This window comes from Streptomyces sp. NPDC029041 (assembly GCF_040637515.1).
Lineage (GTDB): Bacteria > Actinomycetota > Actinomycetes > Streptomycetales > Streptomycetaceae > Streptomyces.
Genome location: NZ_JBEZWO010000006.1, coordinates 561207 through 580825, shown reverse-complemented (window position 1 = coordinate 580825; position 19619 = coordinate 561207). Strand labels below are relative to the sequence as shown.

The window sequence follows — 19619 nt, the reverse complement described above, 5'->3', positions numbered from 1 at the left end:
CCGACTCGGTGTGCGCATAGTCGTGTAGAAGTACGAGATCTGGGGAACCTTCTGGTCTCCTGCTGCGTTTCTGCTACGTGCACAGTGACATCACGGTGACAGGGTGTGGCGACGGGCGGGGTGCGGCTACGATGACCGGCACAAGGACGGGCGGCGCAAGGGAGTCGTCCCCTGGGGCGGCACCCACCGGTGCTGTCGCAGGTCCTGCGGACAGGGGAGGCCCCACGCCGGGGCGAGGAGGGCGGGCCATGGTGCAGAAGGCCAAGATCCTCCTGGTCGATGACCGGCCGGAGAATCTGCTGGCGCTGGAGGCGATCCTCTCTGCGCTCGATCAGACGCTGGTGCGGGCATCGTCCGGGGAGGAAGCGCTCAAAGCGCTGCTCACGGACGACTTCGCGGTCATCCTGCTGGATGTCCAGATGCCGGGTATGGACGGCTTCGAGACGGCGGCGCACATCAAGCGCCGTGAGCGGACCCGGGACATCCCGATCATTTTCCTCACGGCGATCAACCACGGCCCGCACCACACCTTCCGGGGCTACGCGGCGGGCGCGGTGGACTACATCTCCAAGCCGTTCGACCCGTGGGTGCTGCGTGCGAAGGTCTCCGTCTTCGTCGAGCTGTACATGAAGAACTGCCAGCTGCGGGAGCAGGCGTCCCTGCTGCGGCTGCAGTTGGAGGGCAACGGCAAGGACGCGGGCGGCGAGGCCAAGGAGCCGGCCGGGCTGCTGGCGGAGCTCTCGGCGCGGCTCGCAGCCGTCGAGGAGCAGGCCGAAGCGCTGACCAAGCAGCTCAACGACGAGTCGACGGACGCCGCCGCCGTGGCCACGGCGGCTCATCTGGAGCGCAAGCTCACGGGGTTGCGGCGGGCGCTGGACGCGCTGGAGCCGGGCACCGGGAGCACGTCCTCGGTGTCCTCGCAGAACTGACGCGCGTGCGGGCGGGGTTGCCCGCCATGACCGCGCGTCAGTTTCGCGCCTCTTCCGAAGCGACACGAACGGGTGAAGCCGTGGACGCGCGTGTCCCCTGCCGTCTCTCCCGGTAACCTCACACCCATGGCCTCACGTCCCTCCGCAGCCAGAAAGCCGCCTCCCGCGAAGAAGGCGGCCGCGAAGGCTCCGGCGAAGAAGGCCGCCGCCAAGAAGGCTCCCGCGAAAAGGGCGCCCGCCCGGAAGGCCGCGGCCAAGAAGGTCGCGCCCAGACCGGCCCCCAGTCCCACCGGTGGCGTCTACCGGCTCGTGCGCGCCGTCTGGCTCGGCGTGGCGCACGCCGTCGGCGCGGTGTTCCGGGGCATAGGGCAGGGCGCCAAGAACCTCGACCCGGCCCACCGCAAGGACGGTGTCGCCCTGCTGCTGCTCGGCATCGCGCTGATCGTCGCCGCGGGCACCTGGGCCGATCTCAAGGGTCCCGTGGGCGATCTGGTCGAGATCCTGGTGACCGGTGCCTTCGGCCGCCTCGACCTGCTCGTGCCGATACTGCTCGCTGTCGTCGCCGTGCGGTTCATCCGTCATCCGGAGAAGCCCGAGGCGAACGGACGGATCGTCATCGGCCTGTCCGCGCTCGTGATCGGCGTGCTCGGCCAGGTCCACGTCGCGTGCGGCTCACCCGCGCGCGGCGACGGGATGCAGGCCATAAGGGACGCCGGCGGCCTCATCGGCTGGGCCGTCGCCACTCCGCTGTCGTACGCCATGGGCGATGTGCTCGCCGTACCGCTGCTCGTGCTGCTGACGGTGTTCGGGCTGCTGGTCGTCACGGCCACCCCGGTCAACGCCATCCCGCAGCGGCTGCGGCTGCTCGGGGTGCGTCTCGGGATCGTCCGCGACCCGGCCGAGGACGAGTTCGTCTTCGCCGACGACGACGAGCGCTACGAGGAGCAGTGGCGCGAGGCGCTGCCGGCGCGCCCGCGCGGCAGGCGTACGCCGGCGCCCGAGGCGTACGACCCCGACAGCGCCGAGCAGGAGGCGCTCACGCGGCGCCGGGGCCGTCCGCGCCGCTCGGCGGTACCGCAGCCCGACATGGACCGCCCCAGGGACGCCGTGGACGTCGCCGCGGCGGCCGCCGCCGCCCTCGACGGAGCCGTGCTGCACGGCATGCCGCCCTCCCCGGTCGTCGCCGACCTCACCCAGGGCGTACGGGTGGGGGACCAGGAGGCGACCACACCGACGCCCGTCCCGGCCGCCCGGCCGCAGCAGGACAAGCTCAAGAAGGACAGCAAGCCCGAGCAGGACGAGCCCGAGCCGCAGAAGCCCAGGGCGGGCGTCCGCGACCTCACCAAGGCGCCGCCCGCCGAACCCCGCGACCTGCCCGCACGTGCGGAGCAGCTCCAGCTCTCCGGCGACATCACGTACTCGCTGCCGTCGCTGGACCTGCTGGAGCGGGGCGGCCCGGGCAAGGCGCGCAGCGCCGCCAACGACCGCATCGTCGAGTCGCTGACGACGGTCTTCACCGAGTTCAAGGTGGACGCCAGCGTCACCGGCTTCACCCGGGGGCCGACGGTCACGCGCTACGAGGTGGAGCTCGGCCCGGCCGTGAAGGTCGAGCGGATCACCGCGCTGACGAAGAACATCGCCTACGCCGTCGCCAGCCCGGACGTGCGGATCATCAGCCCCATCCCCGGCAAGTCCGCGGTCGGTATCGAGATCCCCAACACCGATCGCGAGATGGTCAATCTCGGCGACGTACTCCGTCTGGCGGAGTCGGCCGAGGACGACGACCCGATGCTGGTCGCCTTCGGCAAGGACGTCGAGGGCGGCTACGTCATGCACTCCCTGGCGAAGATGCCGCACATGCTGGTCGCCGGCGCCACCGGCTCCGGCAAGTCGTCCTGCATCAACTGCCTGATCACCTCGATCATGATGCGGGCGACCCCCGAGGACGTCCGGATGATCCTGGTCGACCCCAAGCGGGTCGAGCTGACCGCGTACGAGGGCATCCCGCACCTGATCACGCCGATCATCACCAACCCCAAGCGGGCCGCCGAGGCGCTCCAGTGGGTCGTGCGGGAGATGGACCTGCGCTACGACGACCTGGCGGCCTACGGCTACCGGCACATCGACGACTTCAACAAGGCCGTGTGCGAGGGCAAGGTCAAACCGCCCGAGGGCAGCGAGCGCGAGCTCCAGCCGTACCCGTATCTGCTGGTCATCGTCGACGAGCTCGCCGACCTGATGATGGTCGCGCCCCGGGACGTCGAGGACGCGATCGTGCGCATCACGCAGCTCGCGCGCGCCGCCGGCATCCACCTGGTGCTCGCCACGCAGCGACCGTCGGTCGACGTCGTCACCGGCCTCATCAAGGCGAACGTGCCGTCGCGACTGGCGTTCGCCACGTCGTCGCTGGCCGACTCGCGGGTCATCCTCGACCAGCCCGGCGCCGAGAAGCTCATCGGCAAGGGCGACGGGCTGTTCCTGCCCATGGGGGCCAACAAACCCACCCGTATGCAGGGCGCGTTCGTCACCGAGGAGGAGATCGCGGGCGTCGTCCGGCACTGCAAGGACCAGATGACGCCCGTCTTCCGGGACGACGTCGTCGTGGGCACCAAGCAGAAGAAGGAGATCGACGAGGACATCGGCGACGACCTCGACCTGCTGTGCCAGGCGGCCGAACTGGTCGTCTCCACGCAGTTCGGGTCGACGTCCATGCTCCAGCGCAAGCTGCGCGTCGGTTTCGCCAAGGCCGGCCGGCTGATGGATTTGATGGAGTCCCGGAACATCGTCGGACCGAGCGAGGGTTCGAAGGCTCGTGACGTTCTTGTGAAGCCTGACGAACTGGATGGCGTGCTCGCCCTGATCCGGGGGGAGTCTGAAGGTTAGGGAGGCGGGACACGGTGATCGCCGCACGGGGCGTTACGGCAAACGGGTCCGGATCGTGACTCATCCGTGAGGGATCATCGAGCAACCGTTTCCCTACGGTGTACGTCAAGTTGAGGGAAGCGACGAACAGCGACCTCACCATCGGAATGTCGGGCCATTCCGATGGCGTACAAAGTGACACCGCCCGGTTGCCCCACCCTTTTGGTACCCCCCTAGACTGAACTTCCAGCACAGGCGGCTACACGCTCGAAAGGCGCCCCCGTGTCCATCGGCAACTCCCCTGAAGACGAGCGTCCGTTCGAAAACGAGCACGTCGAATCAGACCGCGAGGAAGCCCGCCCCTCCATCGGCCATGCCCTGCGGCAGGCTCGCATCGCCGCCGGGCTGACCGTCGACGACGTCAGTAGCGCCACCCGGGTCCGCATGAACATCGTGCACGCGATCGAGGCGGACGACTTCTCCCCCTGTGGTGGGGACGTCTACGCCCGTGGGCACATCAGGACCCTGGCCAAGGCCGTCCACCTCGACCCCGAGCCGCTGCTCGCCCAGTACGGCGACGAGCACGGCGGGCGGCCGGCGCCCACCCCCGCAGCGCCCCTCTTCGAGGCGGAACGCATCCGTCCGGAGCGGCGGGGCCCCAACTGGACCGCCGCCATGGTCGCCGCGATCGTCGCAGTGATCGGCTTCGTCGGCTTCACGATGTTCCAGGGCGGCGACGACGGCTCCAGCGAGGCGAACGTGGCCGAGGGCTCCACGCCCAGCGACTCCGCCTCCCCGACCACCAAGACCAAGAAGCCCGCCGACCCCGAACCCGAGCCGTCGGACAGTGCCATCGCCGCCGCGCCGCAGGACAAGGTGACCGTCCGGGTGGCCGCAGCCGACGGCCGCAGCTGGATCGCCGCCAAGGACCACAACGGCCGGATGATCTTCGACGGCGTTCTCCAGCAGGGCGACACCAAGACCTTCCAGGACAGCTCCAAGGTCCACCTCGTCCTCGGGGACGCCGGCGCGATCGACCTCTTCGTCAACGGCAAGAAGATCGAGGAGGACTTCCAGCCGGGGTCCGTCGAACGCCTGACGTACACGAAGGGCGATCCCGAAGCCGGGTGATCGGACCGAAAGGTCCAGTTGACACGGGGTTGGCCGGGAAACGGCCAACCCCGTCGACATGGGGTGTCAGCGGAACGAAGTAGTCTTGAGCCCATGCCTGAACGCCGTACCGTCGCACTCGTCACCCTTGGCTGCGCCCGTAACGAGGTGGACTCGGAGGAGCTCGCAGGCCGTTTGGAGGCGGACGGCTGGCAGCTCGTGGAGGACGCCGAGGACGCGGACGTCGCCGTCGTGAACACCTGCGGCTTCGTCGAAGCCGCCAAGAAGGACTCCGTCGACGCCCTCCTCGAAGCCAACGACCTCAAGGGACACGGCAGAACCCAGGCCGTCGTGGCGGTGGGCTGCATGGCCGAGCGGTACGGCAAGGAGCTCGCCCAGGCCCTCCCCGAGGCCGACGGTGTGCTCGGCTTCGACGACTACTCGGACATCTCGGACCGTCTGCAGACCATCCTCAACGGCGGAATCCACGCCTCCCACACCCCGCGCGACCGGCGCAAGCTGCTGCCGATCAGCCCCGCCGAGCGCCAGGAGTCGGCCACCGCGGTCGCCCTGCCCGGCCACGGCCCGGCCGAGCCCGCCGTGGCGCCGACGGACCTTCCGGAGGGCCTCGCTCCGGCCTCCGGCCCGCGTGCCCCCCTGCGCCGCCGCCTGGACGGCTCGCCGGTCGCCTCCGTGAAGCTCGCCTCCGGCTGCGACCGCCGCTGCTCCTTCTGCGCCATCCCGTCCTTCCGCGGCTCCTTCATCTCCCGCCGCCCGAGCGACGTGCTGAACGAGACCCGGTGGCTGGCCGAGCAGGGCGTGAAGGAGGTCATGCTGGTCTCCGAGAACAACACCTCCTACGGCAAGGACCTCGGTGACATCCGCCTGCTGGAGTCGCTGCTTCCCGAGCTCGCCGAGGTCGACGGCATCGAGCGCGTCCGCGTCAGCTACCTCCAGCCCGCCGAGATGCGGCCCGGCCTCATCGACGTGCTCACCTCGACCCCGAAGGTCGCGCCCTACTTCGACCTGTCCTTCCAGCACTCCGCTCCCGGCGTGCTGCGCGCGATGCGCCGCTTCGGCGACACCGACCGCTTCCTGGAACTCCTCGACACCATCCGGAGCAAGGCGCCGGAGGCCGGCGTCCGCTCGAACTTCATCGTCGGCTTCCCCGGCGAGAGCGAGGCCGACCTCGCCGAGCTGGAGCGCTTCCTGAACGGCGCGCGGCTGGACGCCATCGGCGTCTTCGGCTACTCCGACGAGGAGGGCACCGAGGCCGCGACCTACGACACCAAGCTCGACGAGGACGTCGTCGCCGAGCGGCTGGCCCACATCTCGCGCCTGGCGGAGGAGCTCGTCTCGCAGCGTGCCGAGGACCGGGTCGGCCAGACCGTCACGGTCCTCGTCGAGTCCGTCGACGAGGACGGCGTGTACGGCCGTGCCGAACACCAGGCGCCCGAGACGGACGGCCAGGTGCTGCTCACGAGCGGCACGGGTCTGCGTATCGGCCGTATGGTCGAGGCGAAGGTGGTCGGTACGGAGGGTGTCGACCTGGTGGCCGAGCCGTTGCAGGGCTCGCTCACGTCGCCTGCGTGGAGTGAGGAGGCGGGCAGATGACCGGTGTCCCGGCATCCGCGGCGGGAGGCGCCTCCGGCGCGAGGAGGGCCGCGGCCGGTGCGGCCGCCGCGCCTCCGGCGGCCTCGGGCCAGGTGTCCGCGCGGTCGGCCGAGGGCTCGGCATCCGGTGCGGGGCGTGCTGCGACGGCCGACGCGGGGCACGGTGAGGCCGCCGGTTCAGGATCCGGTCCCGATGTGGGGCCCGCCGGGGCTGCCGCCGCGGGGCCCGGTGCCGGTGAGCCCGTCCTGGAGGAGACCCCCGGCGTCGGCGCCCAGGACGAGGGGAAGACCCCACGGGGCAAGAAGATCGCTGCCGCAGCCGTCAACGAGGCGAGCGTCTGGAACATCGCCAATCTCCTGACCATGCTGCGGCTGGTGCTCGTACCGGCCTTCGTCGCGCTGATGCTCGCCGACGGCGGCTACGACCCGGCGTGGCGGGCCTTCGCCTGGGCCGCCTTCGCGATCGCCATGATCACCGACCTCTTCGACGGGCATCTGGCGCGCACGTACAACCTGGTCACCGACTTCGGGAAGATCGCCGACCCCATCGCCGACAAGGCGATCATGGGTGCGGCGCTGATCTGTCTCTCCGCGCTCGGGGATCTGCCGTGGTGGGTGACCGGCGTCATCCTCGGCAGGGAACTCGGGATCACCCTGCTGCGTTTTCTGGTCATCCGGTACGGCGTCATTCCCGCCAGCCGCGGAGGCAAGCTGAAGACGCTCACCCAGGGCGTGGCCGTGGGCATGTACGTCCTGGCGCTGACGGGGTGGCTGGCGACCCTGCGGTGGTGGGTGATGGCCGCGGCGGTCGTGCTGACCGTGGTGACCGGACTCGACTATGTGAAACAGGCCATTGTCTTGCGCAGGCAGGGAATCGCCGAGCGCAAGGCCGCGTTGGAGGAGAAGGAAGCGTGAGTTCCACGGCCACCGACGTGGTGCGACTACTCACGGTGAAGGGCGAGACGCTCGCTGTCGCGGAGTCGCTGACCGGTGGCCTCGTTGCGGCGGAGATCACGTCCGTCCCTGGAGCGTCCAAGGTGTTCCGGGGCTCCGTGACCGCTTACGCCACCGAGCTGAAGCACGACCTGCTCGACGTGGACGCCGCCCTGCTGGCGACCCGGGGAGCGGTGGATCCGCAGGTCGCAGCACAGATGGCGGCCGGCGTGCGCAAGGCACTCGGCACCGACTGGGGCATCGCGACCACCGGTGTCGCCGGCCCCGAGCCGCAGGACGGGCAGCCCGTCGGCACGGTCTTCGTCGCCGTGGACGGCCCCTTCGCGGCGGATCCGGGTTCTGCCGGCGGCGGAAAAGTGGAGGCTCTGCGGTTGAACGGCGGCCGCGCGGAAATTCGTAGAGAGAGTGTACGGAGCGTACTCGCACTGCTCCTGAAGGGGCTTGCGGGCGAACAGACTGGGAATGAGCGGGCACAGGATACGGAACGGAACGGGGGGTTTTGATGTTTGCAGCCCTGAGTGAACACGACATCGCTCCCCGCACGGCCGCGGCGCAAGGCGGTACGGTGGGGCGTAATGGATGCGGCTACGCGGTCCGAGGAGGGAGCCACCGATGATTCTGCTCCGTCGCCTGCTGGGTGACGTGCTGCGTCGGCAGCGCCAGCGCCAGGGCCGTACTCTGCGCGAAGTCTCCTCGTCCGCCCGAGTCTCACTCGGCTATCTCTCCGAGGTGGAGCGGGGGCAGAAGGAGGCTTCCTCCGAGCTGCTCTCCGCGATCTGCGACGCGCTGGACGTACGGATGTCCGAGCTCATGCGGGAAGTGAGCGACGAGCTCGCCCTCGCCGAGCTGGCCCAGTCTGCAGCGGCCACCCCCAGCGAGCCTGTACCCACGCCGGTTCGCTCGATGCTGGGTTCCGTCTCGGTGACCGGCGTGCCACCGGAACGGGTGACCATCAAGGCACCGGCCGAAGCGGTGGACGTCGTCGCCGCGTGAGGTTGTCCGTCTGCGTGGCATGACAGGAACGGTGCCGATCAGGCGCTGAGAAGTGGTGAGGCCCCGGCCGGCCTCTCCGGGAGATCCGGAGGGGTGTCGCCCGGGGTTTTCGCTTGCGTGGCTCCGGTTCCCGCTGGTGTGGCCGGCTCCGGCTTTCGCTCGTCCGGGACCGGCTGTGCCGTCATTCGAGCGCCGTGTCTGGTCTGTGTGCGTTTGCCGGTGTGGCGTGCGGCGGTCATCGTTGAGGGGATGGCGGAGCAGTCCTCGGAGGTGCGGATGTACGTCGTGAAGAGCCCATTGACGGACGCGAACCTGAAGACCGTGTCCGAGGCGCTGCAGGGTGCCCTGGTCGACCTGGTGGATCTCGCCTTGGTGGCGAAGCAGATCCACTGGAACGTGGTGGGGCCGCGCTTCCGTTCCGTGCACCTCCAGCTCGACGAAGTCGTCGACACCGCGCGGAGGTACTCCGACACCGTGGCCGAACGGGCCGCGGCTCTCGGCATCTCTCCCGACGGGCGTGCCGCGACGGTGGCCGTCGGCAGCGGGATCGGCGTGACGCCTGAGGGCTGGGTCGACGACACGACCGCCGTGGGGACGCTGGTCGAGGCGCTGGGGGCGGTGATCGCGCGGATGCGGGAGCGGGTCGAGTCGACCGGCGAGCCGGATCCGGTGAGCCAGGACATCTTCATCGGGATCACGGCGGACCTGGAGAAGCACCACTGGATGTTCCAGGCCGAGAACGGGTGACGGCAGCGGGCGCGGGGACGGGCGACGGGACGGGCGGGCCGACTGGGTCAGGTGGGCTTCGTGCGCCTGGTGTATGTCATGGGTTTCATGGGGCCCGTATAGGGCGTGGGTCTCGTAGGACCTTGAGGGGTGGTGGCGCCGCTCGGCTCGGACGGCTGGGCGGCGCAGTCGGTCTGCGCGTGCGCGGGCTGAGAGAGGCGCGCGGCCCGACAGGTGTGCGCGGTGCGCCCGTGTGCCCGTGGTGCGCCCTGTCGGCGATTCCGGGCAGCGGCATAGCGTCGGGCCGGAGGTGGCCGCCGTGGCGGGGATAGCGGGCTGGGGGAGCCGGCACTGGGGAGTGCGGGGAGCGGCGCTCGGGCTGGGGGTGCTGTGGTGGTGGGCGGTGCTCCGACTGGTGGCTGTGCCGGATGCGGGGGTGCTGGAGGCGGCGGTCGCCGCCGGGGGGTGGGGCCTGAGCGTGCTGCCGGTGCACTGCGTGCCCAAGGAGCAGGCGCGAGGGGTTGTGGGGGCGGGGCGGCTGCGGAGGATCTGGGGAGCCGGGGGTGGTGCGGCCGGGGGCAAGTCGGGGGCGGTGTAGGGGGAGGGGCGGGGGCGATCCACTGCGGCATGGCCACGGCCTCGTCGGGGCGCCGGTGGTGGGGCTGAGGTCGGGTGTGGTGCAGGGGGATGGGCGGGGGAGTCCTACCACGGCATCGCCACGCCCCCGTTCGGGCGGAGGATCTGGCCTGTGGTGAAGGCCGAGGCGTCGGAGACCAGGTGGAGGATCGCATGGGCGATGTCCTCGGGCTCGCCCACACGGCCCAGGGGTGACAAGCGGGCCATGGCGGACTCCGTGCGCGCCCGGGACGCACTGTCGTGGCGATCGGTCATCGGCGTACGGATCCAGCCCGGAGCGACCGCGTTGACGCGGATGCCGTGCCGGCCCAGCTCCGTCGCGAGGGTCTTCGTCAGCTGGACCACCGCCGCCTTGGCCACGCCGTAGCAGAGCAGCCCGGGGCCGCCGGTGTCGACGGCGCCGGAGGCCATGGTGACGATGCTGCCCCGGGTGCCGTGGGAGATCATCAGGCGGGCCGCCTCCTGGCAGGCGTACAGCACTCCCTTGAAGTTCACGGCGAGCACGCGGTCGAGGTCCTCGTCCCGGGTCTCCAGCACCGGACTGCTGTGCATGATCCCGGCGACCGCGGCCAGCGCGTCCAGGCGCTCGCAGGAGGTGAGGGCCTGCTTCAGCCCGGGCCGGTCGGTCACGTCGAGAAGGTGGGTGCGGGCGGTGCCGCCGCTGTCCGCGATCAGGTGCGCCGTCTCGTGCAGGCCTCCGGCGTCACGGTCGGCGCAGTGCACCGTCGCCCCCGAATCGGCGAGCAGGAGGGCCGAGGCGCGGCCGATGCCGCTCGCCGCGCCGGTGACGAAGACGGTGCGGCCGGTGAGGTCGTACGCCGTGACGGGCATACAGGGACCGTACGAGCGTATCTGACGGATCGTCAATTGGTGCGGCGGCGCCGGGTGGTGGCCGGGGCGGGGCCCGGCTGGCAGGTGGGGCACCAGTAGGTGGGGCGTTCGCGGGAGCCGTCGCCCTGGTCCGCGACACGGACCGAGGTGCGGCACCGGAGGCAGGGGCGGGGGGCCCGGCCGTAGACGAAGAGGTCCTGGCCGCGGCGGCCCGTCGTGCTGCGGATCGGGCGGTCGCGGTTGGCCTCCAGCAGCCTCTTGGCGAGCGCGGGCAGCTTCTCGGCGCGGTCGGCGGGCAGGGCACCGGCCGGGAGCCAGGGGGTGACCCCCAGCAGGAAGCAGAGCTCGCTCTTGTACACATTGCCGATGCCCGCGAGGTTGCGCTGGTCGAGGAGGGCCTCGCCGAGTTCGCGGGCGGGGTCCTGGAGGATGTTGGCGAGGGCCTGGTCGGGGTCCCAGTCCGGGCCGAGGAGGTCGGGGCCGAGATGGCCGACCGCGCGATGCTCGTCTGCCGTGCGCAGGAGTTCCAGGACGGGCAGGCGGTAGCCGACGGCCGTGCGGTCGGTGTTGCCGAGGATCGCGCGGATCTGATGGCCGGGACCGCCGCTCCAGCGCTGGCCGTTCCCGTACACCTTCCACGAGCCGTCCATCCGCAGGTGGGAGTGGAGGGTCAGGCCGCCCTCGATGCGCGTGAGGAGGTGCTTGCCGCGGGCGATGACGTCAAGGACCGCGCGGCCCGTCAGATCGGCCGTGGCGAAGCGGGGCACCCTGAGGTCGCTTCGGGTCAGCACCCTGCCCGCGAGGGCCTCGTCCAACCGCCTCGCGGCCTGCCAGACCGTGTCACCTTCGGGCATGGGTCAAGGGTGGCACGAAGGCCGCGCCCTCGGCCGGAGTGGCTGTGGCCGGCTGTTCATGCACGCAGGCGCAGTCCTCGGGGGGTCGCGATGAAACCTGCGCCCTCCAGGAGGGTGCCGAGGGGGGAGGTGAGGGCCTGGGCGCCGTTGACGCGCTCCACCGTGACCGTGCCGAGCGAACCCGCGCGGGCTGCCTCGGCGAGGGCTTCGGCGGCGCTGTGCAGGCGGGGGTCGTCGGCGGGATCACCGTCCGGGTGGGCGGGCCAGGCCAGCAGGGTCTTACCGCCGCGCTCCATGTAGAGCGTCAGCTCACCGTCGACCAGGACCACGAGGGAGCCCGCTTTACGGCCCGGCTTGTGCCCGGCGCCGTCCGGGGGTTCGGGCCAGGGCAGGGCGGCGCCGTACGCGCTCGCCGGGTCGGCGGCGGCGAGAACGACGGCCCTGGAGGCGCCGCCGGGGCGGGTGCGGCGGCCCGCGAAGCCCGGGTCGTACCCGGCACGGCCGCCGTTCTGCCAGGACGGGGCGGCCTGCGGGGAGCGGTCGCGTGGCGAGACCCACTCGTCCGGGGACGGCTCTTGGGTGTCGTACGAGGGGGCCATCTGGGAGAAGCCGTCAGGACCGCGGTCGTCGGTGTGCCCGAAGGACGGGGCCGCGTCGTCCGGGGCGGCGAAGTCATGGGCGGAGAACGGGTCGGGTTCCGGGCCGGGAAGCGGGCCGGGCAGGTCCGCGCCTCGGTCGCGGGCGTTCGACACCGCGCGCAGGCGGTCCACCGCTCCGTCCATCGCGAACTGTGCGGCGCCGAGACCCTCCACCACATAGCCGCGGCGGGCCTGGCCGCTCTCCTCGAAGACGGACAGGACGCGGTACGTCGCCGAGAAGCCGCCCTCGACGCCCTCCGCCGAGACAGCGCCTCTGGTGACCACGCCGTGCCGGTCGAGGAGGGTGCGGGCGAGGGCGTGGGCCCGCACGGTGGGGTCGGGTTCGTGGGCCGGGAGCAGCGACCAGCGGCCGGCCACCGTCGGCGGGCCTGAGCGGGACGAGGTCCGGGCCGCGGCGGTCAGGGAGCCGTAGCGGCCGCGCGGGACGGCGCGCTTGGCGCGGTGGGCCGTCGACCCGGCGGTGCGGCCCGAGCCGAGCAGGGAGCGCATCGGGGCGAGGGTGTCGTTCGTCAGGCGGCCGGACCAGGCGAGGTCCCACAGGACATCGGCCAGCTGGGGATCGCCGGCCTCGGGATGGGTGGTGGCGCGGACCTGATCGGCGATCTGCCGGAAGAACAGGCCGTAGCCGCCGGACAGGGTGTCCAGGACGGACTGGTGCAGGGCGGTCAGCTCCAGGGGGTGCGGGGGCGGCAGGAGCAGGGGGGCCGCGTCCGCCAGATAGAGGGAGACCCAGCCGTCCTTGCCCGGGAGGGAGCCCGCCCCGGCCCAGACCACCTCTCCGGCCGCGGTCAGCTCGTCCAGCATCCCCGGGGTGTAGTTCACGACACGGGAGGGCAGCACCAGCTTCTCCAGGGCGGAGGCCGGCACGGACGCGCCCTGGAGCTGCTCGATGGCACGGACCAGTCCGTCGATGCCGCGCAGGGAGTGCCCCTTGCCGATGTGCTGCCACTGAGGGAGGAACTGGGCCAGTGCGGCCGGTGGCACCGGCTCCAGCTCGTGCCGCAGGGCTGCCAGGGAGCGGCGGCGCAGCCGGCGCAGCACCGCCGCGTCACACCACTCCTGGCCGATCCCGGCCGGGTGGAACTCGCCCTGGACGACCCGGCCCGCCGCGGCGAGCCGCTGGAGGGCGCCCTCGGTGACGGCGACGCCCAGTCCGAAGCGCGCGGCGGCCGTGGCCGAGGTGAACGGGCCGTGGGTACGGGCGTAGCGCGCGAGGAGATCGCCCAGCGGATCCTTCACGGGCTCCGTGAAGGCCTCCGGGACGCCGACCGGCAGGGCCGTGCCCAGCGCGTCGCGCAGGCGGCCCGCGTCCTCGATCGCCGCCCAGTGGTCCGCGCCGGCGATCCTGACCCGGATGGCGCGGCGGGCACCGGCGAGCTCCTGCGCCCACTGCGGCTCGGCGCCCCGCTCGGAGAGCTCCGCGTCCGTGAGCGGGCCGAGCAGGCGCAGCAGGTCCGCGACGCCCTCGGCGTCCTTGACGCGGCGGTCCTCGGTCAGCCACTGCAGCTCCCGCTCCAGCTCGGTCAGCACCTCCGCGTCGAGCAGCTCGCGCAGTTCCGCCTGGCCCAGCAGCTCGGCCAGCAGCCGCGAGTCCAGCGACAGGGCGGCGGCGCGGCGCTCGGCCAGCGGGGAGTCACCCTCGTACAGGAACTGGGCGACGTAGCCGAAAAGGAGCGAGCGCGCGAAGGGGGACGGTTCGGCGGTGGTGACCTCGACCAGGCGCACCTTGCGGGACTCCAGGTCACCCATCAGCTCGACGAGGCCGGGCACGTCGAAGACGTCCTGGAGACACTCGCGGACGGCCTCCAGGACGATCGGGAACGAGCCGAACTCGCTCGCCACCTGCAGCAGCTGCGAGGCGCGCTGCCGCTGCTGCCACAGCGGCGTGCGCTTGCCCGGGTTGCGGCGCGGCAGCAGCAGCGCACGGGCGGCGCACTCGCGGAAGCGGGAGGCGAACAGGGCCGAACTGCCCACCTGGTCGGTGACGACCTGGTCGACCTCGCCCTTGTCGAAGACGACGTCCGCCGCGCCCACCGGGGCCTGCTCGGCGTCGTACTCGCGGCCCATCGTGACCGGCTCCTGGTCCAGCAGGTCCAGGCCCATGAGGTCGGCGTCCGGCAGGCGCAGCACGATGCCGTCGTCGGCGTGCATGACCTGCGCGTCCATGCCGTACCGCTCGGAGAGCTTGGCGCCGAGCGCGAGCGCCCAGGGGGCGTGCACCTGGGCCCCGAAGGGCGAGTGCACGACCACGCGCCAGTCGCCGAGCTCGTCGCGGAAGCGCTCCACGACGATCGTCCGGTCGTCCGGGACGTGACCGCAGGCCTCGCGCTGCTCGTTCAGGTACGACAGCACGTTGTCCGCCGCCCACGCGTCCAGCCCGGCGGCGAGGAGCCGGAGGCGGGCGTCGTCCTCGGGCAGGGATCCCACCTCGCGCAGGAACGCGCCCAGCGCGCGGCCCAGTTCCAGGGGGCGGCCCAGCTGGTCGCCCTTCCAGAAGGGCAGCCGGCCCGGCACGCCCGGGGCGGGGGAGACCAGGACACGGTCGCGGGTGATGTCCTCGATGCGCCAGGAACTGGTGCCGAGGGTGAAGACGTCGCCGACACGGGACTCGTAGACCATCTCCTCGTCGAGCTCGCCGACCCGGCCGCCGCCCTTCTTGGGGTCGGAGCCCGCGAGGAAGACGCCGAAGAGACCGCGGTCGGGGATCGTGCCCCCGGAGGTGACGGCGAGGCGCTGTGCGCCGGGGCGGCCGGTGATCTCGCCGGTGACCCGGTCCCACACCACGCGCGGGCGCAGCTCCGCGAACGCGTCGGACGGGTAGCGGCCCGCCAGCATGTCGAGGACCGCCGTGAAGGCCGACTCGGGAAGGGAGGCGAAGGGGGCGGCCCGGCGGACGGCGGCGAGGAGGTCGTCGAACTGCCAGGTGTCCAGGGCCGTCATGGCGACCACCTGCTGTGCCAGGACGTCCAGGGGGTTGGCCGGGACCTTGAGGGACTCGATGGAGCCGGTGCGCATCCGCTCGGTGACCACCGCCGCCTGCACCAGGTCGCCCCGGTACTTCGGGAAGACCACACCGGTGGAGACCGCGCCCACCTGGTGCCCCGCCCGGCCGACGCGCTGCAGGCCGGAGGCGACGGAGGGCGGCGATTCCACCTGCACCACGAGGTCCACCGCACCCATGTCGATGCCCAGTTCGAGGCTGGACGTCGCCACGACCGCGGGCAGGCGGCCCGCCTTGAGGTCCTCCTCGACCAGGGCGCGCTGCTCCTTGGACACCGAGCCGTGGTGGGCGCGGGCGATGACCTGGGGGGCACCCTGCGCCGCTCCCGAGCCGCCCATGAGTTCGGCCGGGGCGTGGTGCTCGTCGAGGGGCTCGCCGGTGGCCCGCTCGTACGCGATCTCGTTCAGCCGGTTGCAGAGGCGCTCCGCGAGGCGGCGGGAGTTGGCGAAGACGATCGTGGAGCGGTGGGACTGGACGAGGTCGGCGATCCGCTCCTCCACATGCGGCCAGATGGACGGGCGCTCGGCGCCTTCCTGGCCGTCCGCGACCGGGGAGCCGCCCAGCTCGCCCAGATCCTCCACCGGGACGACCACGGACAGGTCGAACTCCTTGCCGGACTCCGGCTGGACGATCTCCACCTTGCGGCGGGGCGAGAGGAAACGGGCCACCTCGTCCACCGGTCGGACCGTCGCGGAGAGGCCGATGCGGCGGGCGGGCTTCGGCAGCAGCTCGTCCAGCCGCTCCAGGGAGAGCGCGAGGTGGGCGCCGCGCTTGGTGCCGGCGACCGCGTGCACCTCGTCGAGGATCACCGTCTCCACGCCCGCCAGCGCGTCGCGTGTGGCCGACGTCAGCATCAGGAACAGCGATTCCGGGGTCGTGATCAGGATGTCCGGCGGGCGGGTCGACAGGGCGCGGCGCTCGGCGGCGGGGGTGTCGCCCGACCGGATGCCGACCTTGACCTCGGGTTCGGGCAGGCCGAGGCGCACCGACTCCTGCCGGATGCCCGTCAGCGGGCTGCGCAGGTTGCGCTCGACGTCCACCGCCAGGGCCTTCAGCGGGGAGACGTACAGGACACGGCAGCGCTTCTTGGGGTCGGCCGGGGGAGGCGCCGAGGCCAGCTGGTCGAGGGCCGCCAGGAATGCCGCCAGGGTCTTGCCGGAGCCGGTGGGGGCCACGACCAGCACGTCCGAGCCCTCGTGGATGGCCTGCCACGCGCCGGCCTGGGCCGAGGTGGGCGCGGAGAAGGCACCCGTGAACCAGGCTCGGGTCGCGGGGGAGAAGCCGTCCAGGGCTCGCTGCGCATTGCTGGGCATGCGTCCATCGTGCACCTCGGCACTGACAACGGGACCTCGACGCCTCGCGGCCTGCCGTTTCGCCGCGAGGGACCACCGCCGGGCCGAGGGGGGATACCGCCCGGCCGAGAGGGGCTACCGCCCGGCCGAGGGGGTGCGCCGGGCCGAGGGGGCGCCGGGCCGAGGGGGCGCGCCGGGCCGAGGGGGCGCCGGGCCGAGGGGGTGCGCCGGGCCGAGGGGGCGCCGGGGCGTCCGAGGCCGCGGACAATGGTCGTATGGACGAGCGCGCACGGCACTGGCAGTACGACGAGCTGCCCGGAGTCGATCTGCTGCGGGCCCGGTACGTGCACAAGACGTTCGTGCGGCACACGCACGAGAACTTCGTGATCGCCGCCATCGCCGACGGCGTGGAGGTGTTCCACCACGGCGGGGGCGACCAGTACGCGGGAGCCGGGGCTCTCGCACTGGTGAATCCCGATACGCCGCACACCGGACGGGCGGGGGTGCCCGAAGGCTGGCGGTACGGGGCGGTGTACCCGCCGCCCCACGTGGTCGCCGAGATCGCGGCCGAGACGACCGGACTGCGCGGGACACCGGGATTCGTCAGCCCGGTGGTGGACGACCCCTGTGCCGCGGGACTGGTGCACCAGGTGCTGCGGGCCGCCGACGAGGGCAACGCGCTGGCCGCGGACACGCTCCTGCGGGTCGCCGTGACCAGGCTGCTGCGGTTGAACGGCGGGCTCGTGCCGCGGCGGGAGGTGCGGACGGCGGGAGCCCGGATCGCGGCACGCGCGCGTGGCGTGCTGGAGGAGCGGATGGCACGTCCGCCGACCCTGGAGCGGCTGGCGGCCGACCTCGGGACCAGCCCGTTCGCCCTGCTGCGGGCCTTCCGGAACACCTACGGGATGCCACCGCACGCGTGGCTCACGGATGCGCGCGTACGGCGGGCGCGGCGGCTGCTGGACATGGGGACGACTCCGTCCGAGGCGGCCGTGGCCGTGGGGTTCACCGACCAACCGCATCTCAACCGGCACTTCAGCCGGATGGTCGGCGTGCCTCCCGGGGCCTACCAGCGGGAGCGCAAGAACGTACAAGACCTCAGGTAGCCGCCGCCCGTAGCGTGCGGGGCGTGGCAGATCGGACAGTTCTCGAAGACGCAGACATCGGTGGGAAGACGGATCGGGCGGTCGTGCGCGACGCCCTCGGCGTCGGGGTGGCCGTGGGGCTCTCCGGCTTCGCCTTCGGCGTGACATCGGCCGGCGGCGGACTCACGCCGCTGCAGACGTGCGCGCTCAGTCTTCTGGTGTTCACCGGGGCGTCCCAGTTCGCCCTCGTGGGGGCTCTCGCGGCCGGGGGCAGCCCCTTCACCGCGGCCGCCGGCGCCTTCTTCCTGGGGGTGCGGAACGCCTTCTACGGCCTGCGGCTGTCGCAGTTGCTGGCCCTCCCGCGCGCGGTACGGCCGTTCGCCGCCCAGTGGGTGATCGACGAGACGGCCGCCGTGGCGCTCGCCCAGCCCACCCGGCGTGCCGCGCGGCTCGGGTTCGTCGTGACCGGGCTGAGCCTGTACATCCTGTGGAACCTCACCACGCTGCTCGGGGCCCTGGGCGCCGAGGCGATCGGCGACACCGAGGCATGGGGCCTGGACGCCGCCGGGCCCGCGGTGTTCCTCGCACTGCTCGCGCCGATGCTCAAGACCGGCACCGAGCGTGCCGTCGCCGGGCTCGCCGTGCTGCTGGGGCTCGGACTGCTGCCCGTGCTGCCCGCCGGAGTGCCGGTGCTGCTGGCCGCGCTGGCGGCGCCGGTGGTGCTGTGGGCGGACGGTCGGCGCAAGGGACAGGGGGACGCGCGGTGAACGTCTGGATCGCGATCGGTGCGACCGCCCTCGGGTGCTACGCGGTCAAGCTGGTGGGCCTCCTCGTGCCCGCAGGGACCCTGGAGCGGCCCCTGGTCAAGCGTCTCGCCGCCCTGCTGCCCGTCGCGTTGCTGGCGGCCCTCACCGCCCAGCAGACCTTCGCCGACGGGCAGACGCTGGTGCTGGACGCCAGGGCCGCCGGGCTCGCCGCCGCGGCCGTGGCGCTGGTGCTGCGTGCCCCGTTCCTCCTCGTCGTCGCCGCGGCCGTGCTGGTGACCGCGGGGGTGCGGGCCATGGGGGCGGGATGATCAGTCGATGACGCGGCCGTACGCGCCGAGCACGCGCAGGGCCTCGATCGTCACGAGCGGGCGTGCCTCCAGGGCGGGGGCCGGGGCCCAGTGGCGCCACCGGACGGGCCAGCCGCCGTCCTCCTGCTGCTGCGCCGCGAGGTGGTCCAGGGACCGGGCCATCTCGTCGTCCGTGAACCACGCGCGCGCGAGTGAACGCGGTGTCCGCGCGTAGTCGTACGGGAAATGGTGCTCTCCCGGGGCGTAGCCGGGAGAGACCGGCCAGTCGTCCAGGTGCTCGGGGTCCAGGGCCGCGAGGCGCTGCTTGCGGACCAGACGGCCGAGACGGTCGGCGGCCGCCTGCGCGCGCGGACGGTCCGGGGCGGAGTCCAGGAAGACCACGGCCGCCTCGATCTCGTACGGGTGCGACGTCTCCAGGGACTCGACCGCCCGCCAGCAGAAGTCCGTGGCCCGGAAGAGCCAGGCGTGCCACACCTCGTTGCGGTGCAGCAGGCCCACCACCGGCCCGGTGGCCAGCAGGTCGCTGGGCGGATCGTCCACCACCGTCACGAAGGGGGCCGTGGGATAACCGCGCTGGCTGGGGTGGACCGCCGGGAGGGCGCCGTCCGCGGTCGAGACGGACGTCAGGTAGCGGCACATGCGTTCCACCCGCTGGCCGGCGCACCGTCCGACCGCGTCCAGCACCCGCAGCGCGTGCGCGGTGTGCAGCGGCTGGCTGACCGGGCCGCGCAGATCGGGCTCCAGCGCGTGGCCGTAGCCGCCGTCCTCGTTGCGGTAGGCGTCCAGGGCGGTCTCCACCGGATCCGCGGCGGCGCCCCGGAAGTGGTGGGCGAAGCGGCGCTGCTCGAGCACGCGCGCGGTGAGCCAGACGAAACGCTCCGCGCGCGTGACGGGGCTGTGCGGCGCGGGTGTCGGGGGAAGTTCGGTAGCTCCTGTTTCGGCCATGGGTCAGACCGTAGGGCGCGAAGTGGCGCCGGCAGGCGGTCCCGGCTCAGGCCC

Annotated in this window: 16 protein-coding genes; 12 read left to right on the top strand and 4 right to left on the bottom strand. The window is 72.4% G+C overall.

Going from position 1 to position 19619, the window contains the following annotated elements:
• Positions 1–248: 248 nt before the first annotated feature.
• From AB0F04_RS18655 to AB0F04_RS18615, 9 genes are all read left to right on the top strand, one after another.
• Positions 249–929: a response regulator gene (locus tag AB0F04_RS18655; protein ID WP_190054023.1), complete on the top strand. Its 681-nt coding sequence runs from the start codon at positions 249–251 to the stop codon at positions 927–929.
• A gap of 126 nt (positions 930–1055) precedes the next feature.
• Positions 1056–3812 (top strand): DNA translocase FtsK, encoded by a 2757-nt coding sequence (locus AB0F04_RS18650; protein WP_362042785.1) that lies wholly within the window; start codon positions 1056–1058, stop codon positions 3810–3812.
• A 261-nt stretch (positions 3813–4073) separates the two neighbouring features.
• The gene (locus AB0F04_RS18645; protein WP_362042784.1) at positions 4074–4922 is read left to right on the top strand and encodes a RodZ domain-containing protein; all 849 of its coding nucleotides are present in this window, start codon (positions 4074–4076) and stop codon (positions 4920–4922) included.
• A 93-nt stretch (positions 4923–5015) separates the two neighbouring features.
• A complete protein-coding gene (rimO, locus tag AB0F04_RS18640; RefSeq protein ID WP_362042782.1) occupies positions 5016–6515 on the top strand; it encodes a 30S ribosomal protein S12 methylthiotransferase RimO in 1500 nt (499 codons plus the stop codon).
• Entirely contained in the window at positions 6512–7429 is a 918-nt protein-coding gene (gene pgsA, locus AB0F04_RS18635; protein ID WP_362042780.1) for a CDP-diacylglycerol--glycerol-3-phosphate 3-phosphatidyltransferase, read from the top strand. The genes rimO and pgsA overlap by 4 nt, the downstream gene beginning before the upstream one ends.
• Complete coding sequence (locus AB0F04_RS18630) at positions 7426–7971, top strand: CinA family protein (protein WP_362042779.1); 546 nt, start codon at positions 7426–7428, stop codon at positions 7969–7971. The genes pgsA and AB0F04_RS18630 overlap by 4 nt, the downstream gene beginning before the upstream one ends.
• A gap of 109 nt (positions 7972–8080) precedes the next feature.
• Positions 8081–8461: a helix-turn-helix transcriptional regulator gene (locus AB0F04_RS18625; protein ID WP_033314530.1), complete on the top strand. Its 381-nt coding sequence runs from the start codon at positions 8081–8083 to the stop codon at positions 8459–8461.
• A 276-nt stretch (positions 8462–8737) separates the two neighbouring features.
• The gene (locus tag AB0F04_RS18620) at positions 8738–9208 is read left to right on the top strand and encodes a DNA starvation/stationary phase protection protein (RefSeq protein WP_362042836.1); all 471 of its coding nucleotides are present in this window, start codon (positions 8738–8740) and stop codon (positions 9206–9208) included.
• 307 nt (positions 9209–9515) lie between these two features.
• Positions 9516–9785 (top strand): hypothetical protein, encoded by a 270-nt coding sequence (locus AB0F04_RS18615; RefSeq protein WP_362042834.1) that lies wholly within the window; start codon positions 9516–9518, stop codon positions 9783–9785.
• A gap of 104 nt (positions 9786–9889) precedes the next feature.
• Here the strand turns inward: AB0F04_RS18615 and AB0F04_RS18610 are convergent, their stop codons facing one another.
• Genes AB0F04_RS18610 through AB0F04_RS18600 form a run of 3 tightly spaced genes read right to left on the bottom strand, consistent with a single transcriptional unit; the run spans position 9890 to position 16481 of the window.
• Positions 9890–10654 (bottom strand): SDR family NAD(P)-dependent oxidoreductase, encoded by a 765-nt coding sequence (locus AB0F04_RS18610; protein ID WP_362042777.1) that lies wholly within the window; start codon positions 10652–10654, stop codon positions 9890–9892.
• A 32-nt stretch (positions 10655–10686) separates the two neighbouring features.
• Positions 10687–11508 (bottom strand): DNA-formamidopyrimidine glycosylase family protein, encoded by an 822-nt coding sequence (locus tag AB0F04_RS18605; protein ID WP_362042776.1) that lies wholly within the window; start codon positions 11506–11508, stop codon positions 10687–10689.
• 56 nt (positions 11509–11564) lie between these two features.
• Complete coding sequence (locus AB0F04_RS18600) at positions 11565–16481, bottom strand: ATP-dependent helicase (RefSeq protein ID WP_362042775.1); 4917 nt, start codon at positions 16479–16481, stop codon at positions 11565–11567.
• Positions 16482–16735: 254 nt separating this feature from the next.
• Between AB0F04_RS18600 and AB0F04_RS18595 the strand changes: the two genes are divergently transcribed.
• The 3 genes from AB0F04_RS18595 to AB0F04_RS18585 are packed head-to-tail and all read left to right on the top strand — an operon-like array spanning position 16736 to position 18620.
• Positions 16736–17566, top strand: a complete 831-nt coding sequence (locus tag AB0F04_RS18595) for an AraC family transcriptional regulator (RefSeq protein ID WP_362042773.1) — start codon at positions 16736–16738, stop codon at positions 17564–17566.
• 23 nt (positions 17567–17589) lie between these two features.
• Complete coding sequence (locus AB0F04_RS18590) at positions 17590–18312, top strand: AzlC family ABC transporter permease (RefSeq protein WP_362042771.1); 723 nt, start codon at positions 17590–17592, stop codon at positions 18310–18312.
• Positions 18309–18620 (top strand): AzlD domain-containing protein, encoded by a 312-nt coding sequence (locus tag AB0F04_RS18585; RefSeq protein WP_362042769.1) that lies wholly within the window; start codon positions 18309–18311, stop codon positions 18618–18620. The genes AB0F04_RS18590 and AB0F04_RS18585 overlap by 4 nt, the downstream gene beginning before the upstream one ends.
• On the opposite strand, the gene AB0F04_RS18580 is transcribed toward AB0F04_RS18585, so the two are convergent.
• Positions 18621–19565, bottom strand: coding sequence for a hypothetical protein (locus AB0F04_RS18580; protein WP_362042767.1), 945 nt, complete (start codon positions 19563–19565; stop codon positions 18621–18623).
• Between the last annotated feature and the right edge of the window lie 54 nt (positions 19566–19619).